The following is a 19,758-nucleotide window of genomic DNA, read 5'->3' on the forward strand; positions in this document are numbered from 1 at the left end:
CTTTTTGTTGCTAGTCCGCGCACACTGCAGCGCAAAGAGGAGATTCCTATGTTACTGGTCGACGCCTTAATCAACGAGTGTAAGCAGTTTGGTGTGAAAGAGTTCTTTGGTATTCCAGGCGACTTTGTATTGCCTTTATTTCAAGCTTTGCAGCAGCGTAATGCGTTGCCTTTGTATTATTTAAGCCATGAACCATCAGCTGTGTTTGCGGCGGACGCTGCGGCACGAATTAGTAATAATCCAAGTGTCGTGATTCTCACCTATGGTGCTGGCGCTTTGAATGCAGTGAATGCAGTTGCTCAAGCCTATGTTGAGCATGTACCTCTGGTGGTTATTGGCGGTTTTCCAAGCCAACATGAGATTGAACGAGGCTTAGCAATTCACCATCAGGCTCGCACCATTGATTCACAGCGCGATGTTTTTCGGGAAGTGACGACGTTGCAAGTGCGGTTGGATAATCCGAAAATTGCTGCCGAGCAATTGCGCCTTGCGTTTCGCACTGCGAAAGAAAAAAGCCTGCCAGTGTTCGTTGAGATTCCGCGTGATGCCACGAATTTCGTGGTGCACGAGATGCCTCCATATCTTCCTCGCGAGGTTGAATATGATGCGGTTGTTGCCGAGGCGGCGAAACTTGCACAGCGTTTGCGGGGGGCGAAACAGCCAGTGATACTTGCCGATGTTGATGTGCGTCGTTTCAACGCAGTGCAGGCTCTAGAAGCGTTCTCAGAGCAATTTAATATTCCAATTATGAATACCTTTATGGGGCGTGCGAGCATTGATCAGAACCATCCTTGTTATGCGGGGACGTTTCTAGATCGCACCGACATTCAGGCTGCTCAGTTAATTCGCGAAGCAGATTTGATCGTGCAGGTGGGGGTGATAAAAACCGACAGTAACTTCGCCGCTCATGCCGAACTATTCCCGCGCGAGCGTGTGGTTGAACTGCAACATGGCGGGACACAGATGCCGTTGGCTGCTGTTATCACAGAACTAACCGAGCAGTTAGGCTCAATAATGCCAACGCCTTATGCGCGGCGAAACGCGCTGACGACGTCCTCAGAGCCACCGAAAAGCTCGAAACTAACCGCCACGACTGTGGTGCAAGAACTCGACCGTGTATTAAGTGGCGCAGAACAAGTAGTTCCGTTTATTTCCGATGTCGGTGATTGTCTGTTTGCTTCTTTGCATGCCAAACCTTCTTTACTGTTGGCTCCGGCTTTCTATGCGTCGATGGGATATGCGGTGCCGGCAGCCATTGGCGTGCAAGCAACCAGTGGTATGCGGCCCGTGGTGTTAGTGGGGGACGGCGCATTTTTAATGACAGGTTTAGAACTTGGTCATAGTCATCGTTATGGTTTTGCGCCAATTGTGGTGCTGTTTAATAACCGGCGTTGGGACATGATCAATGCGTTTGCGCCAGACTTGAATTGTACAGAACTCAATGACTGGGACTATGTCGGTTTAGCGGAAGCGATGGGCGGCGCTGCACACAGGGTGACAGAGTTAACTCAATTCGCGCCAGCGTTTGTACAGGCATTGCAGGAAGAAGGGCGATTTACCTTGATTGAAGTGATGCTCGATGAACAAGGACGTACCGAGCGGCTGAATAACTTTGCCCAAGGCTTTTTAACGGCCGATGCAAACTGTTAATTTTTGTTGGTTTTTTTCATGGGTGAGAGTATTAATAAGCGTATGACTAATTTGGTACTTACTTGCCCATGAAAATAGCTCCGCAGTTGTTTCCACTTGTGAATTCAGAGCGCCATCAACGTAAATTACTTCGTATTGTTCTGGTTGTTCTTTTCATCTTTTCGTGTGTCATTGGCAGCCTTAATGTTTTTGCTTTTGGTGCTTATCAAATTGCGTCGTTTAATTTTATTAGTGCGGTGGCGAGTGTTGGTATTTGGTTTTACTTCCGCAGAACAACCAATTTAGTCGTCGCGTCATGGCTACTCATTACGGCTGTTTTGTTTAATTTAGCAGCGTTTATGGGGACGTCCAAAGGTGCTGCGTATTCCATTATTTGGATAACTGTTTTGCCGCCTTTGGCGTTCTTTTTATTAGGTCGGCGAGCCGGCTCTTGGGTGACCGGTATTGCATTTGTGGCCACGGTCGCATTTATAGTGTTTCATTTGCGGCCACTGTCCGACGTTAATTTTACGACAGGTGCCATTTTAAACATTGCGGAAGTGCTGCTTGTTTTGTGGTTGCTATTCCGTTTCTATGAAGGCTCGCGTAGCGATGCATATCGTGAACTTGAGCGACTTTCTGTGGTAGATAAACTTACCGGAATCCATAACCGGTCAAAGCTCGATCAACTACTTGCTGCCCATATTCAACTTGCTGCACGCACAGACATGCCGCTTAGCGTTATCTTAATTGATATCGATCATTTCAAGCGAGTGAATGACCATTATGGTCATCTGTTTGGTGACGTTGTACTCCAGCAGTTTGTTGAGTCTATTTGCGGAGCGGTGCGGCAAACTGATGAGTTTGGCCGCTGGGGTGGCGAAGAATTTTTATTATTGTGTCCGGCAACCTCAATCCAAGATGCTGAGGCTTTAGCGAATAAATTACGGCAGATTGTGTCTGCTTCAGTTCACACAGATAACGGTTCGATAACCTTCAGTGCGGGCGTCACAAGTGTCCGTTCACTGGTCCCTTCATCCAACGTTATCCGCGAAGCTGACCATGCGTTGTATGCGGCAAAGAACGCCGGCCGCAACCGAGTTGTTTGTTATACGCCAGAGCTAGAGTCGTTGCAGAATTTTATCTAAATGATTGGCGAACCGCTGACGGTCTGCTTGGTTCAGTGGCGGTGGCCCGCCACTTTGGATGCCGCTCGAACGCATGGTGTCCATAAAATCACGAATATTCAGGCGCTCACCGATATTCTCTTCGGTAAACAACTCGCCACGCGGGCTTAAGGCTTGGGCGCCTTTAGCAATCACTTCGGAGGCGAGCGGAATATCGCTGGTGATCACAAGGTCATTGGCCTGTACTCGGCGCACAATTTCATTGTCCGCAACGTCAAAGCCGGCACTTACCTGAATACTTGTAATTAACCCGCCTGGTGGTGTTTTAATTCGTTGATTCGCTACCAGCGTCAGCGGAATTTGCTTCCGCTGTGCGGCGCGAAACAAAATGTCGCGAATGACGACCGGGCAAGCGTCGGCGTCAACCCAGATGGTTATGCTCATTCAGGCTGCTCACGAAAGTAAATAGCTGGCGCCCAGAGGTCGTGGGCGTTCTTCATCATCAATTTGATCATAATAGGGATGATTTGGCCAAGAATCTCAGTGGCATTTTTCAGCTGCTTACGATTTAGGCTACCGCCATAAGTTGCCCCACCGTGCACGAGTTGATTGCGAAGCGTGTACATTCGGTCGAGGAGAATACTCAGTGACACCGCAATGTCTTGTTGGGCCAGAGCCTGGTTAGCGCGGTGCTTGGCTTTTTCGAAAGGCTCTTTCCAAGCGTCCGCATCGGTGCGGCCGTTCACGGAATCCCAATATGGCTGAAAGACATATTCGTTGTTCATAAAGCTCCGAATAGCCGCCGGATAGTGGGTCCAAATCACGTTATATAGTTCACGATCCTTGTCGTAGGTGACTAAGCGATTAATAAACTGCTGGAAAGTATCGCGCTCGCCGCTACGAATTTCGTTGTCGTAGTCGTTCGCATAGGCGGCGTTAAATGAAATCCATAAGGCAATAAATTCACCGTCGAGGTCGTTATTCTCACGTTCTTTCTCGGCTTTTTGCAGCCAACTCAGCGCGCGATGCACGCGTAAGTTAATTCCTTGCGCCCAACCGTCGCGATACCCACGCTGATACGCCTTCAATTGTTTAAATGTTTTCATTTAACATTCCCTCGCTGGCTATCGTCACTACTATCGCAACTACTATAGCCGAAAGCATGCGCAACCGGAACCCGCCACCGCATTCCAGCTACGGTCCCTAATACCATTAGCGCGCCCGTTAGGGACCGTAGCTGGAATGGCATTTGGCGCGCCCGGTAGGGACCGCAGCTGGAATGGCATTTGGCGCGCCCGGTTGGAACCGTAGCTGGAATGGCATATGCTTGAAAGGATAGGAGAAACAGGAGGCGGTGGTGCGGAAGATTATTTTGACGGCTTTGGGCTGCGCTTGTCTGGCGTTGTTACTCGGTTGGCTAGTAACGGCGCAGGCGAATGCCAGTTCCTCGAACGATAGTGCGTCGCTGTTAATTGTGTTGGTGTCTATTCCACTATTATTGGCGTCGGTCGTATTTTCCTTCGGTGCTTCATGGGTGTTACGTTCGGCTCAGCAGCGTCAAGCGCACGGCATCACAACGCTCGCGTGGCGCTGTGCGTTCGCTCTCAACCTATTGCTGTCACTGGCTTACCTCACCGTCTTCGGCTATCTGGCGAGCTTGTTATTTCGTTAGTTATTGCACTAGTCACTGCGCTGAGCCAGTCCGACTAGTCAATCTGTGCACTTTCGCGCCGCTGATCTTCAAGGCGGGCGAGAAACGCTTCAATGTCACTATATGCAGAGCTCCAAAATCGCAACGGGCTGGCGAGGCTCGCGACCATATCGACGTGGCGAATACGCGAGTAGTAGCGACTTTCGACATCCACCTCAAGCGCTTCTAACCGTTCTGCATAACGTTCGGAGTGCTCAGGTTTGGCGACGGTGTCAGCTTGACCATGCAGTAATAGGGTGGGTGGATGGGTTGCGTCGGCTAATTCAATTGGATTCGCTTCGTCACCCTCAACACGGCTGAACTTCTCGCGCACGCGGTCGTGCTCGAGGGGTAAATCGTAAGGACCGGACATGCCAATTAGGGCAATGACTTGATGACGAATGTCGCTTAAGTACTGAGGATCGGTAACGAGTAAGGCTGCGGTATGCGCACCGGCAGAATGACCAACCAGAATAAACTCAACGTCTCTGTCCGCTTGGTCGGCATAGCGCCGCATGGCCGCTGCGACATCAATGATAAAATCAGGAAACTCAACCTCTGGAAAGACCCGATAATCTGGAATTATGGTTTTGTAGCCGAGGCGAGTGAATGCTTGGCCAATGAACTCGAAATCCTCCTTATTTCCTTCCTCCCAGGCACCGCCATAAACAAAAACGACGACGGCACTGTGTTGCGCAGAGCGAGGGTGGTAGACGTCGAACTGTTGGCGCGGATGCTCGCCATAGGATCGGTTCGACTCGAGCGTGTATGTGCCACTTGGGGTGACGACATTGAGAACTCGCGCAGGCTGACAGGCCGTGGTTACGAGTGCTGCTACAATAATTAAGGCAACGAGATAATAGTTCATAGTCCGCCGGTAAAGTTGGTTTTTTAAGCGTAAATTTATGTTGTATGACTACATTTACGTCATTATGACTGTTAAAGTTTAATTGTTCCTGTTCGTGGCGAATGTTGCTGCAGTGCGAGTCAGTTCTTTGAGCACAAAAGCTGAGTGCATAAGCTGAGTCCATGACACGGGTTCATTCAATGAGTAGTAAGGAGGCGTAGAGCATGCGGTACTTTCGGTTACTAACAGCAGTTCTGCTGGCGTGCACGTTATCCGGCTGCATCATTTACTACAATTCAGGCGGATTTAACTCGGGTCGGTATTATATTGTTTCGACTGTGGTCGGTGGCCAAGGGCAAATTAATCCGCGCTCCGCGCAGGTTCTCGACGGCGAGCGCTTAACCATTACTTTGTCACCCGCCTCAGGGTGGACAGTTGGAACCGCAAGCGGCTGTAATGGCCAACTTCAGCAGGACACTTATGTTACGGGTCGAATTCGAGCCGATTGCTCAGTGCGGATTGAATTTGTTGAAATCGTTGGCGACCAAGCGAACATCTTCACAACGACCAGCTGGACTAATTCTGCGGGTTACACCCTAACGGTTATTGAGCCAAGTGGTTAAGCTTTGCTTTTAACTTGCGGCCAAGGTTGTGCCCAGGGCTGCAAAAAAGCAGGAAACTCATCCCAATGACACGGCATAAAACCATCTTCTTCGCCCGGTAACAGAAAAAACGTCAGCTGTTCGCCCTGCCAAATAAATCTTAAAGTCATGGCATGTAACATGAGCCTAGGTGCGGGCTCACCACCGTATCGGGTGTCACCCATTATCGGGGCGCTCAGGCTTTTTAAAGCAACACGAAGCTGGTGTGTTTTGCCGGACAGGGGCCGTAGCAAGTACAAGCGGTAACCAAGACCGGTGCCAAAACTAAAAAATTGCGTGCTGGCGGGTTGTTTTAGGCTTGTCGTTAACATCCAATTGCCGTTGCGACTTTTAACCATGTCTCCTTGAATCAATCCTTGTTTCTTCTTTGGCTTATTACCGCCAATGGCCACGTAATACTTGTCGATCGCATGAGCTTCAAATAGACGACCAAACTCGCGCGCGGCGTCTTTGTGGCGTGCGATAATCAGCAGACCACTGGTATCTTTGTCGAGACGATGAACCGGATAGAGCGACTCGCCAGTTTGTTGCTCGAGCAATGTCACCACGCCCAGCTCCTCACCGTCACAGTGCATGCCGAGTCCCGAGCTTTTGTGAACGACATAAAAGTCCGCATGTGTTTCTAAAATTTTCAGCATATTAACCACATCGCATTAGGGACCGGGGCTGGAATGGCATTCCAGCCCCGGTCCGCAATCACGTTCTTCGCGAACCCGCTTTAACGAACTCTCTTTAACGAACCCTTTTTTAACGTACAAGGTGCCATTGGGTTTGACGGCCGGCGAGATAAATTACGCGACTGCCATCGAAGTAGGCACTTTGCTCCAATTTGACCTGCACGAGCTGGTTATCCCATTCCGGAATCGCCTGTTTCACATAGCCTTCAATCGCATAGCCGGTATTGGCATACAGCGGCCAGTCGCCTTGAATAGGTGTCGGCCCTTGGTTGTCCCACATGCCAATAGTTGGGCCCGGAGCGTGCCCGAAGAACCCGAGTGGGTGCGTGTAGGTGCTGCTAAGAATACCTTCGGCGCGAGCTTTTTGCTGTGTCGCTGCAAGGATTTCATTGCCGGTACGGCCAGTTACAAACTCACCCGTGAGAATGTCCTGCCAGCGGTTGCCAGTGGCCAACGCTGACTTAAACGACTCAGGAATGTCGTCTTCGTCGGCGCGCAGCACATAGGCCATTTCTTGGGTGTCAGTGCAGAGCTTGAAGTAGCAAATACCGACGTCGGTATGCAGCACATCACCGCGTTGAATTACGCCACTCTCACCACAAAATGGCGTGTCTTCTTCGCAGGTAATGCCAGGGCGCTGGAAAGTCACGTACGGCATAAACCAAATCGGCAGCTCGAGTTCACTGAAGCGTTCGCGAATATACCACGCCACCTCGTCGGTTGTGGTAACGCCGGGGGTAATCACACGTGAGCTGAAAGCTTCGCTAATAACGCCACGGGCAATACCAACAATATGCGGATACACAGCGAGCTCTTGTTCCGTGCGTTGCTCTATCCAGCGGACAACCAAATCTTCAGCGGAAACCAATTGGTTTTGGAATTCATTCGGAAGCACTTCGAGCAGCCGTTGATGCATGCCTTGGGTTAAACCATCGGCCACCGACCAATCTCGTGACACGTTAATCCCGATCCGCTGCGGGTTTTTCGCCACAATCAGTTCACCAAGGGCTTGCCACTGTTCGTCTAAACTGCCACCTTGCCATGCTGAGTCATAAGGGCCGCCCAGAGGATAGGTGTTAACGGTTTCGCGGGTGACAGTGCCATCCGCCTGACGGTGAAACACCAACATAGTGGTGCGGCGTGCAGCAAAGGTAGGCTGTGGCACCAAAGTAAAGTAGACCGGATCTTCGGCTTTCTCGCGGTTAATCACTAACCACATGTCGAGATTCTGCTCGGCCATAAGAGCAGGTAACAAATTATCTAAACGGTCGGTCAACATGCGGTTTTCTGGCCCAATTCGCTCCCGATGAGGCACAATCGAAAACTCATTGGCACTATTAATGACGCGACCTTGTTCAAATTCTGTCGCGTTTACAGTGGTCAGCGCCGGCAATGCCAGCCCAGCTAAGATTGCAAGAGTAAGTCGTTTCATAGTTATTGTCGCGACGCCTAGCGTCCGTCCTTTTTAAGTGTTCGAATTAACTGAATTATCCTACCGCAATTCGGCATGCAAGGGGAATGCATGATATTCTGCGACTTGGTATCGACGGTCAATGAGAGCAACATGGCAATTCTAGTTTCACAGCGTGTGGAAATTCCAGACAATGAGATTGAGTGGCAGTTTATTCGCTCAAGCGGTGCTGGTGGTCAAAACGTGAATAAAGTTGCAACCGCGGCGCAATTGATTTTTGATATCCAAGCCTCATCGTTACCGGACTTTTATAAAGAGCGGTTATTAAAACTTAGTGATCATCGCATTACTGCAAGCGGCAAAATCATTATTAAATGCCAAGAAACCCGCAGTCAGGTACAGAACCGTGAGCTTGCGCTTGAACAGTTTATCGCCTTGGTGCGCAGTGTGAATAAAGTCGTGAAAAAACGGATTGCGACGAAACCCACTCGCGCAGCGAAAGAGAAACGTTTACAGAGCAAAAAACAACACAGCGCCAAAAAAGCGCTGCGTAAGAGTAAAGACTTTTAATCTACTACGGTCTTAGTTTGCCGCCGCCGTTGCGTTCCAATTCACTGCCTGCCAGCGATTATCCCGAAAAACCAAAACACCGCTGTTGTAGTGGCGGCCAATGACGTCGCCGTCGGTATTCTTGCTAATCAGCGTAAAGTTAACAATGACGGTTTCACCATAAGTTTTCAGTTCGACATCTTCCGCGCTAAACCAAGTTGTTACCTGGTCTTCTGCTATTGGCGTTGTACCTTGCATGCCCGACATCAGCTCTGCTCGACCAAAACGCGTACCTCGAGAGCTTGTATAGGTGAGGTCATCCGCCCAAAACGCCCCATGAATTTGCGCATCGTTAATTGAAGCACCATAAAGAAAATGGTCAACCGCAGCTTTCGCACCGGCACTATCCGGAGTGTCCGCATACGCATGACTGCTGATTGCGATAACAAAGAAAAGAGTTCCTAAAACCTTACGCATGAGCTGAGCCTTTTGTCTGATACTAAAAACTCATAGTACGCATGCGGCGCCTAAATTTGCAATTCCATTGGAGTGTCCTAGGCTTTCACCACATTAACTCGAAACAGATAAACAGATAGACGGAGGAGCAGAAGATGGATAATAAAGCTTATATGCAAGCGCTTTACTTGGCCTTTGGGCAAGGCAATTTAGATCCTATGTTAGCGATTATGCAGGACGACACCGAATGGATCGAAGCTGAAGGTGGTCCGTATGGCGGCGTTTACACAGGTGTTGAGGAAATCATGACCAACGTATTCGGCCGTATTCAGCAAGACTGGCAATCTTTCACCGTTGTGCCCAATCAGTTTATTGTTGATGGTGACACCGTTGTCGTACTGGGTGCTTACACTGCCACGCACAATCAAACTGGCCGCAGTTTTTCGTCACCGTTTGCGCACGTTTGGACTCTAGCTTCTGGCAAGTTAAAGCGTTTTCAGCAGTTTGTTGACACTCATTTGCATAACCAGCCATTACCTTAACTGCTCGGTAGCTCGAGCTTGGGTTAACAGCAACAACTCAGCGGCAGCGCGAGCGTCGTCGAGTGCGCGGTGATGATTGGTCAGTTGAATGTCGAAGGTCTGACATAAAGCGCCTAACGAATAGGAAGCGAGCCCCGGGAAATGTTGCCGCATGCGCTGCACTGTGCAGATTTTTGGTAGTTTAAAAATATGCCCAAGTCGTTCATATTCACTGCGGAAAAAGCTGTAATCGAAATTCACATTATGGGCGACGAATATGGCATCGGCGAAAAATGCTTCCAATTGAGCGAAAACTTCGTGAAATTTCGGTGCAGTTGCGACCATATCGTTGTTAATTCCGGTAAGTTCGGTGATAAATCGCGGAATATGTCGCTCTGGATTAATCAACGACTGCCATTCATCAACTATTTTGCCGCCGCAGACTTTCACTAAGCCTATCTCGATAATGCGGTGATAACCTTGGGCGCCACCAGTGGTTTCTACGTCAACCACGATATAAGGCTGTTCTGGGTCGACTTGCCATTGCACGGTTTGCACAACGACGTTGAAACCTGCCTGTTGTAAACGCCGCATGCTCATCAGTTGATTGCGCCGCAAACTATCGCCCGGTGCCTTGATTTCTTCAAAGCGCAGCTGACCGTCTTCAATCACGAGTAGGTCTGGATAACCATCGTTGCGCTGCAAATAATCTTGGCTCATTTCTGTCAATACTTGCGCGAGTGCGTGCACAGGGGTGTGTTGCAACACATGCGAAAATATCTCGAGCAATGAATTGTGCCAACGAAAAACACCGTTTGCTGTGCCATAAAACTGAGCGGCAACGGCCATGAGGTGGCGCAGCCACTTGCCTGGTGAATCGAGCTCGGCAAACAAAGAGCGGATATCTTCTTCGTTTTCACGCCAAAAACTCTGCTCCCGCAAGGCCAATGGCAAGCGGTCAAACTCATTACAAAAACCATTTCCTTCGCGAAACAAGAGATGCCAAAAGGTCATGCCAAAGAGGGCTCGCCACATCCGGTTTTCGGTTCGCCAAACGAGCGCGCCGCGTCTTTGATAGTGACGCTGCATGCCTTTTTCGACCTGGTCTTTGTGCGCTTCATCCAGAGTGACCGGCGCATCGCAGCTGCGCAGAATGTCGGTGAGAATGCTGGTGCGTTTCTTTTCAAACTTCCGTTGCAGAAAGTCTAAAGCAAAATAAAGTAAGTGCTCACTTTCCGGATTCTCAATGATTTCATTGAGTCTATTTTCAACTGTAAGCGTCTCACCTGCCTGATAGAGCAAACGCAAGTATTTCTCAATGGCGCGCGGGTCGGGTGAGCGCTGAAACAACTGCAGCGCTAATTCTTGATGGTTCTCTGCCAAGGCAAACTTACCCAACTGATAGAGTAAGTTGCCGTATTCTTGCTCAGCTAAATAACCCGTTGGCTGCGCTGCTTGCAAGCAGTATTCGGCAAAGACTAAGCGTTGCGGCGCAGTGCTGTTCTTAAATGCGGCCAGCTCGACAGACCAATACCAAGCGTTTTTCGCATCGGTTAATTGTTGAAAACGCGCTTGTAAGTGCGATAAATCATCGTCACTCTTGTTTGCGTTTGCGTTTGCGTTTGCGTTTGCGTTTGCGTTTGCGTTTGCGTTTGCGTTTGTGTTTGTGTTTGCGTTTGCGTCGGCACGGCTCGCTACGCGATTCGAAAGCAGCGCTTGGCGAGTGCCCATGACGCCAAGATCGCGCATGGAAAACTGGTTTAACGTGCCTCGCACATGGCCGAAATAGAGAAACCGAAAATAATGAAAGACTTGGTGCTCGGCGACATGAACCCAAGCTGAAAGGCTCGGTGCGTCAACCCAGTCACGTACAATTACATTGGTGCTGTTAAAAACCTCGAGCCACGCAGATTTCGTTGCGGATTTATTAGGCAGAGGCTGAAATTCAGCTTCAGTGGCCAAGTCAAATAACTGTGGTTTCGTTAGTTGATTTAAAAATATCTGCTGTAATGGGGTTTGCAAACTAACAGGCTCTGGGTGTTGTAAACACTCGACAACAGGTACGACAAATCCAGCATCTTCGAGCTCTGCTAAGGCAGCGGTAATGTCGTTAATTTCCGCATAATCTAAAGTGTTCAACGCCACAAATGGCCACTTGCGATTGAGCATTCGCACGAGCAGACAAAGTGCGTCTTCGGATAAGGCGTGAATTTTCTCGACTATCGCGCTATCGTGAGGGTCGAGCAGGTGTGGGCAAACCTCCTCAATATAATGAAGAAATTCAAGAAAATGATCGCGATAGTATTTTTCGGGCAGAGTCTTCATAACGAACCAATTATTTCTGGATAATTAATACTGTACTTTTATACAGTATTTGGCAATTATTTTTTAACGGGATCACGAAGAAATTCGATCTTTAATCAGCGGAATACAGCATGAAAGAGTTGCAAGCAGGTATTTATCGGCACTACAAAGGGCATGAGTATCAGGTGATTGACGTTGCTCGGCACTCAGAAACCGAAGAGTTATTAGTTGTTTATCGGCCGTTGTATGGCGAGCGGGCGCTATGGGTGCGCCCACTCGATATGTTTATTGAAGAAGTTGAAGTGAATGGTCAGCTACAACCGCGCTTTAGTTTCTTGCGCGACTCGTAATTGTTTCTAGGCCGTGAGCATTCGGGCCAGTTTTACTGCGCCAAAGCTTATAGGCGAAGAACAAACCAAATGCTGCAAGGCTGGTGTAGAACCACATACTCGGTGCATAACCCGCAATATTCTCAGGGCCAGCGGCGTTGCGGTCATTGAGCACACCGACAATAAAGGGCACAACAGCCCAGCCGAGTTGTTGGCACATGGTCATTAATGCAAACGCAGAACCTAACCGACGAGCCTCAACAATGTAGGCGACCGATGGCCACATGACCGCGGGGATTAACGAAAACACAGCGCCAAGCAAAAAGATCACGACAAACAAAGTCAGCGGTACCATGGCACTGCCAATCAATGGAATCACCAGCGGCACGTCTGGGCCTGCGGGTAAATACGTGACTGCTAAGAACAGCGGCATCATGACCAACGCACCGACTGCCATGAACAGTGAGCGTTTACCTACACGGTCAACCCATAAGCCAAATAGGGGCGTTAGAATAATCGCAGCCACCGGTAACAGGCTGCTGAGTAGCCCCGCCGCTTCGCGGGTAATGCCATGTGCTTGTTGGAAATAATCAATGGCGAACGTGCGGAATGGGAATACCACGGCGTAGAACACCACGCAAAGTGCCACGATATACCAATACGATGCGCTGAATTTGTACAGAGATTTCAATTCAATTTTTTCTGCCGCTTGGCTGTGGCCGATGTGGTAACGGCCTTCCGCACGTTTTTCCGCCATCCAATACAGCAATGCCGCTGACACCGAAATACCAGCAACGGCAGTGGCTAACCACAATGGATCTTGCCAGTTCAGGTAAAGCGGGCTAGCGAACGATGTTGACCAGTCTGCAGAGGCCGAGCCTAAGCGCGAAATTGACAGGTTAATGCCAAACGCGAAGCTCAGCTCTTTACCTTTGAACCATTTCGCCAACACGGTTGTGGCGGCAACGATGAGCGGCTCAGCACCAATGCCGAGCAAAAAGCGGCCAGCAAAAATCACTTCATAGTGCGGTGTGGCGGCAGTCAAAAAAGCAGCAAACAAACAAATAAGAGCGAATACGGTAATGGCTTTCTTGGTACCGAATCGGTCAATAATGTAACCACCAATTAAGAGTACACACAGGGCGGCGACGTTATAAGCAGTCGAAAGGAGGCCAATTTGCTGGTAGCTAAAATCGAGCTGTGTACGCATGAGGTCGATGACCGGCCACATGGAGTCGTACACATAGTAATTGCCGAACATGGCCAAGCTTACGAACAGTAAGACGAGCCAACGATAAAATGGCGTCGGTTCTGGTAAATGCTCTTGGAAGTTGGTTTGCTGCATGAGCGCATTCTCATTCGTTGTTATTATGCAATTCATTATGCCTGAGCAAACAATAAGATGGAATTCCAGCTACGGCTCCGAATGGCATTCCAGCTACGGTCCCGAATGGGTTCCGAGCATGCGTGCTTTGGGGTAGACTATCGTTTGTGCTGAGGAGACGATGATGAAGAAAATTTGGTTGCCAGTTACGTTAGTGACGCTCATTGCAATTTTGAGTTTAAGCGGTTGTGGTCGAGCGCCCGAAGTACCCAACGAGACGTCAACGGCGTCCGCGGAGAACGTGGTATTCGAGCTTATTGTTGCGCATATTAATGATACCCACTCAGCGTTTGACCCCGTCCCAGCAAGTTTTCGCGCCGAAGAGCTGACGGTGTTCAACGAGTTTGGTGGTCATCCGCGTATTCTTGAGCAAGCAAATGCTTATCGCGCGCAAGCGCAGGCCGACAACACAGCGATGCTGTTTTTGCATGGTGGCGACGCCTGGCAGGGTTCGGCTTACTTCAAAATCAACGAAGGGCGCATGAATGCCGACATCCTCAGTCGCATGAACATCGACGCAATGGCACTTGGCAATCATGAATTCGACTTAACCAATGCGCTGCTGAATGAATTCCTCGACACCATCAATTTCCCTGTCTTGGCAGCGAATATTGATGCCAGTGCAGACCCAGATCTTAAAGATCAAAGCAACTTGCGTCCTTATGTGCTGTTTGCCTTTGACGGTTACGAGAAAATCCAATTGCATGACTTCGCTGAACTCCAAGATCTCGACCAGCGCTACCACGTCGTTGGTGTTTTTGGCCTCGCTCTTGAAGACATGCCCAATATTTCCCCCGACACCGGGCAAGTGCAGTTTTTTAGTGTCGTTGAATCGGCGCAGGCGATGGTCGATGAATTTGCTGAACACGGCGTTTTTAACGTGATTGCTGTCACCCATCTCGGTCACGCGGTCGACGTGCATGTCGCTGAAAACGTCAACGGTATCGATGCCATCGTCGGCGGTCACTCACATTCCCTACTCGGAGACTTTACCGAGCTTGGGTTAGGGTATGCCGGTGACTATGCACAGTGGGTCGTCAACCCAAATCAGCTCGATGCGACCTGTATCGTACAAGCCGGTGAATACGCGCAAGCGATTGGCAAAGTGCGGTTAAAATTCGATGCCTTAGGCCAATTACAATACTGTAATGGCCACAATACGCTGCTAAGCAACGATGAGTTTTATCAGAGCTCTGCACGCAGCCCCGACGTTCGCTTAAGCGGTCAGCAACACAGCCAAGTGCTCGACTTCATTCATCGCCACCCCAAAATTACCGTCGCCACCGAACATGCGCAGTTGCGGGCGCATATCGATACGGTTTATAAGCCTCACGTAGAGCAAGCCTATGGGCAAGTGATTGGCATGCTGCCAGCACCGTTACAACACGTGCGTCGACCTGGCGACGGTGATAGCAACCAGCATGGTTCACAAGTAGCGCCTCTCGTTGCTTTGGCTCAGTATGAGTGGGTTAACCAAGCTTGGGTGCAGGAAATTACCGGCGTGCGTCCTGACTTTGCGCTCGTTGGCGCCGGTGGTATTCGCCAAAGTTTAGATGAAGGTGAGCTGCGTGAAGGTGACATTAGCCTTGAGCTTTTGCCATTCGCAAACTTCCTCGCCGTGGTGCCGCTTACGGGAGCGCAGGTTTTGGAATTACTGCATGAAACCGTCGTTGCAACACTGCCCGAAGGCGCTCATGCAGGTAAATTCCCTTACGGTGGTAATTTCCGCTATACCTTTGTTGAAACAGAAGCTGGTCACGCTGGCGAAGTGACCCAAGCAGAGGTTAACCGTGGCACCTGGTTAACGCCAGACTGGCAGCCGCTGGACCCGACAGCAACTTACCAAGTGGTGATGAATAGTTACAACGCCACCGGCAACGATGGCTGGACGACGTTATACCGAGCACAAGCCGAGAGTAGCGGTCGTATCGACTTAGCTTACGTTAATGGCGAGCTAAAAGTGTTCCCAGTGCAACGAATTACCCGCACAGACGGTCGTTTACAAGTGCAGTATGCAGACGAAGAACTGAGTTGCTCAGCGGAGTTTGTTAGTTGTAACACTGACGCACTAGCGGTGATTGAATTTATTCGAGACGTGTATGTGCCAGCACTCGGTGCAGTGATGCCGGTAAAATATCCAATGGTGACATTAAAATTAATGGAATAAATTAAAACCTTCTGCGTTTTAACAACACATGAGGACAATCACGTAAGGGAACCTAAGTGCAAACGACCGGTGTAAAACACGTAGTTCATCCTTATTTACAATGGTATGAAGGCGGCTTAGCGCTTGCACGCTCCATGCTGCGCTGTAATCAAGCGGCCCAAGACGTTTTGCAATCGGCTTTTGACAAAGCCCTAGTGGCAAAGCGTCTACCCGAGGATGAGCCGGCGCAACGCGTGTGGTTTTATAAGGTTATTCGCAATGGTTGTTTAGATGTGCTGAGGTACTCGCAACGCTTTGTTGCTGACTCTGAAATCGAATTGTTTAGCAGCAGTGAAAGCTTCAGCGATCCCGTTGAGTTGTCGCAGCAACAGGTGTGGGTTCGGCAAGCACTAATGCGGCTAAACTCCGAACAACGTGAAATTATTGTCCTGCGTGATGTCAATGAACTGAGTTATGCCGAAATTGCCCAAGTTCTGCAATTAAATAGCGGCACGGTGATGTCTCGACTGCACCGTGCTCGGCTTGCACTGCGCGAACAGCTTTTAGCATTAGCGGCTGACGAGGTTTCGAGTTAATCCGGAGGTAATCATGAACAGCGACCAACAAGTATGTGCCAACGTCCAAGAGAAGCTATCGGCCTACTTAGACGACGAGTTAACTCAACAAGAGCAGCAGCGCATTTACTTACATGTGCAAGCTTGCCCACAATGTCGCGCATTAGCTGACGACCTCACAGCAATGCGCAGTAATTTAAAATCTGCGGTACTGTGTTCGGTCGACGAAAGAGATTTACCGAAAATACTTCATGACCAGCCCGCCCGTCGCTTTGCTTTCATTGGCTGGGCACTGCTGATAGCGGCCGTTCTGTTAATTGGCGGCATTGTCAGTTGGCAGTTTATTCGAGAAGTTCTCAATGACACAGGTATTGGCCGTTGGCTTGGTATTGGTGTGATTGCGTTTTATGTAGGTTTGTTTTTACTGTTTCTAAGCGTACTGCGCCAACGCTTGATTGCGCGCAAAACTGATAAATATAAGAAGGTGCAATTATGAAACCTATGCCGGTTGTAACGACAGAAACGATTGCAGGCGAAGAAATTGTCGCTAGCTTAGGGTTAGTCCGTGGTAATACGATTCGGGCTCGCCATGTTGGCCGCGATATTCTTGCTGGTTTGCGCAATATCGTCGGTGGTGAACTACACGACTATACGAAGCTCATGGGTGAGTCGCGTGAGCAATCAATTGATCGGATGATTGATGAAGCTCGCTCACTCGGGGCTGATGCGATTGTCGGTGTGCGGTTTTCAACCTCCGTGGTTGCTCAAAGTGCCGCTGAAATTCTCGTCTTTGGCACCGCAGTGAAGCTTGCACCAAAAGGTTAATGCAAGTAAACGCTTGCGCTAACAATCACAAAGTGCGAAAAAGAGGTGTTAGGTTGAATTAACCTGCTAACACCTCTTTTTTTAAGGACCAGCGCTATGTTGGAAAAAAACCGAATTGAAGTGAAGTGGGGGCTGATTTTTACCCTCGCTATGTTGTTGTGGATGCTGATTGAGCGAGTGTCCGGGCTGCATTCAACTCATATTGCTTACCATCCGATGTTGACGAACCTGTTCGCCATAATTGCCATTACCATCTATGTCTTGGCGTTGCGAGATAAGCGCGAACGGGATTTCGACGGCAAGATGAATTGGGCGCAAGGCTTTATCACCGGTATTTATGTAACCATGGTGATCGCCATTTTAAGTCCATTTGCACAGGTCTTAATTCATTTTGCGATTACACCGCATTTCTTTACCAACGCAGCGACTCATGCAGTTGATGCGGGACATATGTCTGTTGAAGATGCTGCAGCCTATTTCAATTTCCGATCGTACGTGGTGCAAGCGTTTTTAGGTGCGATTCTGCTCGGAATTGTCACCAGTGCCGTGGTTGCTACGTTCGTACGTCGTAAATAAAGCGGCTCGAAGGTTAAATGCCGGAACCGAAACATCTGCCGACAATAAATTAATGAGGAATCGACCATGTTGAGAACAGTCACATTGGCTTCAATTGTCAGTTTGTTTTTTGTTTTGCCAACAGCCATTGCGCAAGATCGTGTGGATCATTACAAAGGTGAGCCCTCGCCGACTTTAGAAGTCGCGATGAAAAACTACGTTGAGTATAACCAACGTCTCCAAGCTGTCTTAGCCAAAGAGGAGTTGACCACCGAAGATATGGTTTTAGTGCATGAACTTACCTATACACTAGAAAATGCACTCGAGCGTATTCAAGCTGAATTAGAGGTAATTGCCGAAACTCTCGAGGAAGTCCATGTGGCTTCCGAGACCATGGATTTCGAGACGGTCAAAACCTCTGGCGCTCGCTACCTCAAGCATGCAAAAGTGCTGCGCAAAGATCTCTAAAACAAAAGCGAAACTCAGAAACACGGTAAAGTTAAGGTAATCAGACTTTGTCTTTGCCGTGTCTTCATCGACAATAGCCTGCACAAACCTTGTATTTGCTTTTTTCGCTGAGGAGAAACGCTATGAATAAAGTCATCGCGGTGCCAGTTTTTGGTTTTATGAGTTTAAGCTTGTTGGCGTGCTCGTCAATGACTGAGGAAGTTGCAAGCCTACCGACCGATCCGGGCGAGTTAGAGTTGCGAGCTGTTGGCAATGAACCATTCTGGTCGTTGCAAGTCTATGCCGAGCAAGCGCACTTGCAGCGCCTTGGTGAGGACACCGCTTACTTTGCCATTACGAGTAAAACGCAAACTGAAGAGACACAGCGGATTCGGTTCAGTAACAATGCGTTTTCTGGCAGCGTCGTGGTGCGCAATGAGTTGTGCCATGACAGCATGACGGGCATGCCTTACCCTTATTCGGCACAAGTGCAAGTTCCGGGTGAGAGCCTGCAAGGTTGTGCTGGCGACCCGCTAGATTTATTGCAAGCGAATCCGTGGCAGTTCGACCAACTTGGCGACCATCAGGTTGCTGACTTAGTGGTCGTAACCATGTTTTTCGAAGACGAGCGGGTGACCGGTAGCACAGGCTGTAACCGTTACTTTGGCAGTTACAACCTCACTGGTGAGCAGCTGACATTTGCCGAAACCGGCATGACTAAAATGGCGTGCGACGGACCTCGTAACGAAGCAGAGCAGGCGTTTGTTCAGCTACTTAATCAAGTGAATCGTTTTGATATTACATCAGAAGGGCATTTGGTACTGCATACGCAGGATGGACAAACGATGCGGGCACAGCCGCATCGCCTCGAGAAGTAATCGTTAGCGCAGACTATGCAAGGCCACTTGCATCATCTGCGTGAATGCGCGCTCGCGATCTTCGCTACTTGCCGCTTGCTGAGTCACCAAGTGGTCAGACACGGTTAATAGGCAAGCTGCTTGCTTGCCTAACACTTGCGCATTGTGAAAGAGCGCAAAGGATTCCATTTCCACAGCGATCACTTGGTGCTCACGATATAAGCGTTCGTGGGCATTTTCCTCTTGGCGATAGAAAACATCGCTGGAGTGGATTTTTCCTTGATACAACGGCACGTTAATCTCGTTCGCGGTGGTTAACAAACGTTGATTTAATGCTGCACTTGGTAAAGTGATCGGATCTTTATGGCCATTCTGAGTGTTTGCGAAGCTCGATTCACTCCAAGCAGATTCGGCTAAGAGAACGTCGAATAATTTTAATTCTTCTGTATATGCGCCACACGAGCCCACCCGAATGATTGCGTCGACATCAAAATGGGTGAACAGCTCCCACGAGTATATGCCAATGCTCGCCATGCCCATTCCGCTACCCATGACTGAAACCGGCTTGCCTTGAAAGTTTCCGGTGTAAGCGAGCATATTGCGAACATGACTCACTTCGTGCACATCGCTCAGAAAGTTCTCAGCAATAAATTTAGCGCGCAGCGGGTCACCCGGCATTAAAACGGTTTTGGCGAAGTCGCCGAGGTTGGCATGAATATGTGGTGTCATAGTAAATTGTTAGTTGATTAATTTAGTGACAGTGTAAC

General features: G+C 49.3%; 23 protein-coding genes. 14 read left to right on the top strand and 9 right to left on the bottom strand.

Features of this window, described 5'->3' with window-relative positions:
- Positions 1 to 48 precede the first annotated feature (48 nt).
- Together CWE06_RS06135 and CWE06_RS06140 are read left to right on the top strand one after the other, a co-directional pair.
- Positions 49 to 1,650: a thiamine pyrophosphate-binding protein gene (locus CWE06_RS06135; RefSeq protein WP_126792223.1), complete on the top strand. Its 1,602-nt coding sequence runs from the start codon at positions 49 to 51 to the stop codon at positions 1,648 to 1,650.
- A 68-nt stretch (positions 1,651 to 1,718) separates the two neighbouring features.
- Positions 1,719 to 2,777, top strand: coding sequence for a GGDEF domain-containing protein (locus CWE06_RS06140; RefSeq protein WP_126792225.1), 1,059 nt, complete (start codon positions 1,719 to 1,721; stop codon positions 2,775 to 2,777).
- On the opposite strand, the gene CWE06_RS06145 is transcribed toward CWE06_RS06140, so the two are convergent.
- Positions 2,751 to 3,194: a YaiI/YqxD family protein gene (locus CWE06_RS06145; RefSeq protein ID WP_126792487.1), complete on the bottom strand. Its 444-nt coding sequence runs from the start codon at positions 3,192 to 3,194 to the stop codon at positions 2,751 to 2,753. The genes CWE06_RS06140 and CWE06_RS06145 overlap by 27 nt on opposite strands.
- 2 nt (positions 3,195 to 3,196) lie before the next feature.
- Entirely contained in the window at positions 3,197 to 3,862 is a 666-nt protein-coding gene (locus CWE06_RS06150; protein WP_126792227.1) for a HEPN domain-containing protein, read from the bottom strand.
- A 251-nt stretch (positions 3,863 to 4,113) separates the two neighbouring features.
- Between CWE06_RS06150 and CWE06_RS06155 the strand changes: the two genes are divergently transcribed.
- On the top strand, positions 4,114 to 4,428 hold the full coding sequence (locus CWE06_RS06155; protein ID WP_126792229.1) for a hypothetical protein: 315 nt from the start codon (positions 4,114 to 4,116) through the stop codon (positions 4,426 to 4,428).
- A 34-nt stretch (positions 4,429 to 4,462) separates the two neighbouring features.
- On the opposite strand, the gene CWE06_RS06160 is transcribed toward CWE06_RS06155, so the two are convergent.
- Positions 4,463 to 5,314: an alpha/beta hydrolase gene (locus tag CWE06_RS06160; RefSeq protein WP_126792231.1), complete on the bottom strand. Its 852-nt coding sequence runs from the start codon at positions 5,312 to 5,314 to the stop codon at positions 4,463 to 4,465.
- Between the two features lie 203 nt (positions 5,315 to 5,517).
- Here CWE06_RS06160 and CWE06_RS06165 point away from each other — a divergent pair, with 203 nt between their 5' ends.
- Positions 5,518 to 5,916: a hypothetical protein gene (locus CWE06_RS06165; protein WP_126792233.1), complete on the top strand. Its 399-nt coding sequence runs from the start codon at positions 5,518 to 5,520 to the stop codon at positions 5,914 to 5,916.
- On the opposite strand, the gene CWE06_RS06170 is transcribed toward CWE06_RS06165, so the two are convergent.
- Together CWE06_RS06170 and CWE06_RS06175 are read right to left on the bottom strand one after the other, a co-directional pair.
- Positions 5,913 to 6,593 carry a pseudouridine synthase gene (locus tag CWE06_RS06170; RefSeq protein ID WP_126792235.1) on the bottom strand — a complete coding sequence of 227 codons (681 nt, stop codon included), beginning with the start codon at positions 6,591 to 6,593 and terminating at the stop codon, positions 5,913 to 5,915. The two genes, CWE06_RS06165 and CWE06_RS06170, sit on opposite strands and share 4 nt — an antisense overlap.
- A 109-nt stretch (positions 6,594 to 6,702) precedes the next feature.
- Positions 6,703 to 8,064, bottom strand: a complete 1,362-nt coding sequence (locus tag CWE06_RS06175) for a M24 family metallopeptidase (protein WP_126792237.1) — start codon at positions 8,062 to 8,064, stop codon at positions 6,703 to 6,705.
- A 132-nt stretch (positions 8,065 to 8,196) separates the two neighbouring features.
- Here CWE06_RS06175 and arfB point away from each other — a divergent pair, with 132 nt between their 5' ends.
- A complete protein-coding gene (arfB, locus tag CWE06_RS06180; RefSeq protein WP_126792239.1) occupies positions 8,197 to 8,613 on the top strand; it encodes an alternative ribosome rescue aminoacyl-tRNA hydrolase ArfB in 417 nt (138 codons plus the stop codon).
- A 12-nt stretch (positions 8,614 to 8,625) separates the two neighbouring features.
- On the opposite strand, the gene CWE06_RS06185 is transcribed toward arfB, so the two are convergent.
- Positions 8,626 to 9,069 (bottom strand): nuclear transport factor 2 family protein, encoded by a 444-nt coding sequence (locus CWE06_RS06185; RefSeq protein WP_126792241.1) that lies wholly within the window; start codon positions 9,067 to 9,069, stop codon positions 8,626 to 8,628.
- A gap of 134 nt (positions 9,070 to 9,203) precedes the next feature.
- On the opposite strand from CWE06_RS06185, the gene CWE06_RS06190 reads away from it, so the two are divergent.
- Positions 9,204 to 9,590 (top strand): nuclear transport factor 2 family protein, encoded by a 387-nt coding sequence (locus CWE06_RS06190; RefSeq protein ID WP_126792243.1) that lies wholly within the window; start codon positions 9,204 to 9,206, stop codon positions 9,588 to 9,590.
- On the opposite strand, the gene CWE06_RS12385 is transcribed toward CWE06_RS06190, so the two are convergent.
- The gene (locus CWE06_RS12385) at positions 9,582 to 11,894 is read right to left on the bottom strand and encodes an exonuclease domain-containing protein (protein WP_157981146.1); all 2,313 of its coding nucleotides are present in this window, start codon (positions 11,892 to 11,894) and stop codon (positions 9,582 to 9,584) included. The genes CWE06_RS06190 and CWE06_RS12385 overlap by 9 nt on opposite strands.
- A 110-nt stretch (positions 11,895 to 12,004) precedes the next feature.
- On the opposite strand from CWE06_RS12385, the gene CWE06_RS06200 reads away from it, so the two are divergent.
- Positions 12,005 to 12,223, top strand: a complete 219-nt coding sequence (locus tag CWE06_RS06200) for a DUF1653 domain-containing protein (RefSeq protein ID WP_126792247.1) — start codon at positions 12,005 to 12,007, stop codon at positions 12,221 to 12,223.
- Here the strand turns inward: CWE06_RS06200 and CWE06_RS06205 are convergent.
- The gene (locus CWE06_RS06205) at positions 12,201 to 13,547 is read right to left on the bottom strand and encodes an MFS transporter (protein ID WP_126792249.1); all 1,347 of its coding nucleotides are present in this window, start codon (positions 13,545 to 13,547) and stop codon (positions 12,201 to 12,203) included. The two genes, CWE06_RS06200 and CWE06_RS06205, sit on opposite strands and share 23 nt — an antisense overlap.
- Positions 13,548 to 13,710: 163 nt before the next feature.
- Between CWE06_RS06205 and CWE06_RS06210 the strand changes: the two genes are divergently transcribed.
- The 7 genes from CWE06_RS06210 to CWE06_RS06240 all read left to right on the top strand — a co-directional run bounded on the left by CWE06_RS06210 (position 13,711) and on the right by CWE06_RS06240 (position 19,012).
- Positions 13,711 to 15,753: a bifunctional metallophosphatase/5'-nucleotidase gene (locus CWE06_RS06210; protein WP_126792251.1), complete on the top strand. Its 2,043-nt coding sequence runs from the start codon at positions 13,711 to 13,713 to the stop codon at positions 15,751 to 15,753.
- Between the two features lie 56 nt (positions 15,754 to 15,809).
- Positions 15,810 to 16,328: an RNA polymerase sigma factor gene (locus tag CWE06_RS06215; protein WP_126792252.1), complete on the top strand. Its 519-nt coding sequence runs from the start codon at positions 15,810 to 15,812 to the stop codon at positions 16,326 to 16,328.
- Between the two features lie 13 nt (positions 16,329 to 16,341).
- A complete protein-coding gene (locus tag CWE06_RS06220) occupies positions 16,342 to 16,803 on the top strand; it encodes an anti-sigma factor family protein (RefSeq protein WP_126792254.1) in 462 nt (153 codons plus the stop codon).
- Positions 16,800 to 17,132, top strand: coding sequence for a YbjQ family protein (locus CWE06_RS06225; RefSeq protein ID WP_420808521.1), 333 nt, complete (start codon positions 16,800 to 16,802; stop codon positions 17,130 to 17,132). The genes CWE06_RS06220 and CWE06_RS06225 overlap by 4 nt, the downstream gene beginning before the upstream one ends.
- A gap of 96 nt (positions 17,133 to 17,228) precedes the next feature.
- Entirely contained in the window at positions 17,229 to 17,708 is a 480-nt protein-coding gene (locus tag CWE06_RS06230; protein WP_126792256.1) for a DUF4199 domain-containing protein, read from the top strand.
- A gap of 66 nt (positions 17,709 to 17,774) precedes the next feature.
- Positions 17,775 to 18,155: a DUF6746 family protein gene (locus CWE06_RS06235; protein ID WP_126792258.1), complete on the top strand. Its 381-nt coding sequence runs from the start codon at positions 17,775 to 17,777 to the stop codon at positions 18,153 to 18,155.
- A gap of 122 nt (positions 18,156 to 18,277) precedes the next feature.
- A complete protein-coding gene (locus CWE06_RS06240; RefSeq protein ID WP_126792260.1) occupies positions 18,278 to 19,012 on the top strand; it encodes an META domain-containing protein in 735 nt (244 codons plus the stop codon).
- Positions 19,013 to 19,015: 3 nt separating this feature from the next.
- Here the strand turns inward: CWE06_RS06240 and deoD are convergent, their stop codons facing one another.
- Positions 19,016 to 19,720, bottom strand: a complete 705-nt coding sequence (gene deoD, locus CWE06_RS06245) for a purine-nucleoside phosphorylase (RefSeq protein ID WP_126792262.1) — start codon at positions 19,718 to 19,720, stop codon at positions 19,016 to 19,018.
- Positions 19,721 to 19,758: the final 38 nt, after the last annotated feature.

The sequence above is a fragment of the Aliidiomarina haloalkalitolerans genome, assembly GCF_003987315.1.
Taxonomy (GTDB): domain Bacteria; phylum Pseudomonadota; class Gammaproteobacteria; order Enterobacterales; family Alteromonadaceae; genus Aliidiomarina; species Aliidiomarina haloalkalitolerans.

Coding starts and splice junctions, on each gene's coding strand:
- CWE06_RS06135 (WP_126792223.1), top strand. CDS start 49: ATGTTACTGGTCGACGCCTTAATCAACGAGTGTAAGCAGTTTGGTGTG.
- CWE06_RS06140 (WP_126792225.1), top strand. CDS start 1,719: ATGAAAATAGCTCCGCAGTTGTTTCCACTTGTGAATTCAGAGCGCCAT.
- CWE06_RS06150 (WP_126792227.1), bottom strand. CDS start 3,862: ATGAAAACATTTAAACAATTGAAGGCGTATCAGCGTGGGTATCGCGAC.
- CWE06_RS06160 (WP_126792231.1), bottom strand. CDS start 5,314: ATGAACTATTATCTCGTTGCCTTAATTATTGTAGCAGCACTCGTAACC.
- CWE06_RS06165 (WP_126792233.1), top strand. CDS start 5,518: ATGCGGTACTTTCGGTTACTAACAGCAGTTCTGCTGGCGTGCACGTTA.
- CWE06_RS06170 (WP_126792235.1), bottom strand. CDS start 6,593: ATGCTGAAAATTTTAGAAACACATGCGGACTTTTATGTCGTTCACAAA.
- CWE06_RS06175 (WP_126792237.1), bottom strand. CDS start 8,064: ATGAAACGACTTACTCTTGCAATCTTAGCTGGGCTGGCATTGCCGGCG.
- arfB (WP_126792239.1), top strand. CDS start 8,197: ATGGCAATTCTAGTTTCACAGCGTGTGGAAATTCCAGACAATGAGATT.
- CWE06_RS06185 (WP_126792241.1), bottom strand. CDS start 9,069: ATGCGTAAGGTTTTAGGAACTCTTTTCTTTGTTATCGCAATCAGCAGT.
- CWE06_RS06190 (WP_126792243.1), top strand. CDS start 9,204: ATGGATAATAAAGCTTATATGCAAGCGCTTTACTTGGCCTTTGGGCAA.
- CWE06_RS12385 (WP_157981146.1), bottom strand. CDS start 11,894: ATGAAGACTCTGCCCGAAAAATACTATCGCGATCATTTTCTTGAATTT.
- CWE06_RS06200 (WP_126792247.1), top strand. CDS start 12,005: ATGAAAGAGTTGCAAGCAGGTATTTATCGGCACTACAAAGGGCATGAG.
- CWE06_RS06205 (WP_126792249.1), bottom strand. CDS start 13,547: ATGCAGCAAACCAACTTCCAAGAGCATTTACCAGAACCGACGCCATTT.
- CWE06_RS06210 (WP_126792251.1), top strand. CDS start 13,711: ATGAAGAAAATTTGGTTGCCAGTTACGTTAGTGACGCTCATTGCAATT.
- CWE06_RS06220 (WP_126792254.1), top strand. CDS start 16,342: ATGAACAGCGACCAACAAGTATGTGCCAACGTCCAAGAGAAGCTATCG.
- CWE06_RS06225 (WP_420808521.1), top strand. CDS start 16,800: ATGAAACCTATGCCGGTTGTAACGACAGAAACGATTGCAGGCGAAGAA.
- CWE06_RS06230 (WP_126792256.1), top strand. CDS start 17,229: ATGTTGGAAAAAAACCGAATTGAAGTGAAGTGGGGGCTGATTTTTACC.
- CWE06_RS06235 (WP_126792258.1), top strand. CDS start 17,775: ATGTTGAGAACAGTCACATTGGCTTCAATTGTCAGTTTGTTTTTTGTT.
- CWE06_RS06240 (WP_126792260.1), top strand. CDS start 18,278: ATGAATAAAGTCATCGCGGTGCCAGTTTTTGGTTTTATGAGTTTAAGC.
- deoD (WP_126792262.1), bottom strand. CDS start 19,720: ATGACACCACATATTCATGCCAACCTCGGCGACTTCGCCAAAACCGTT.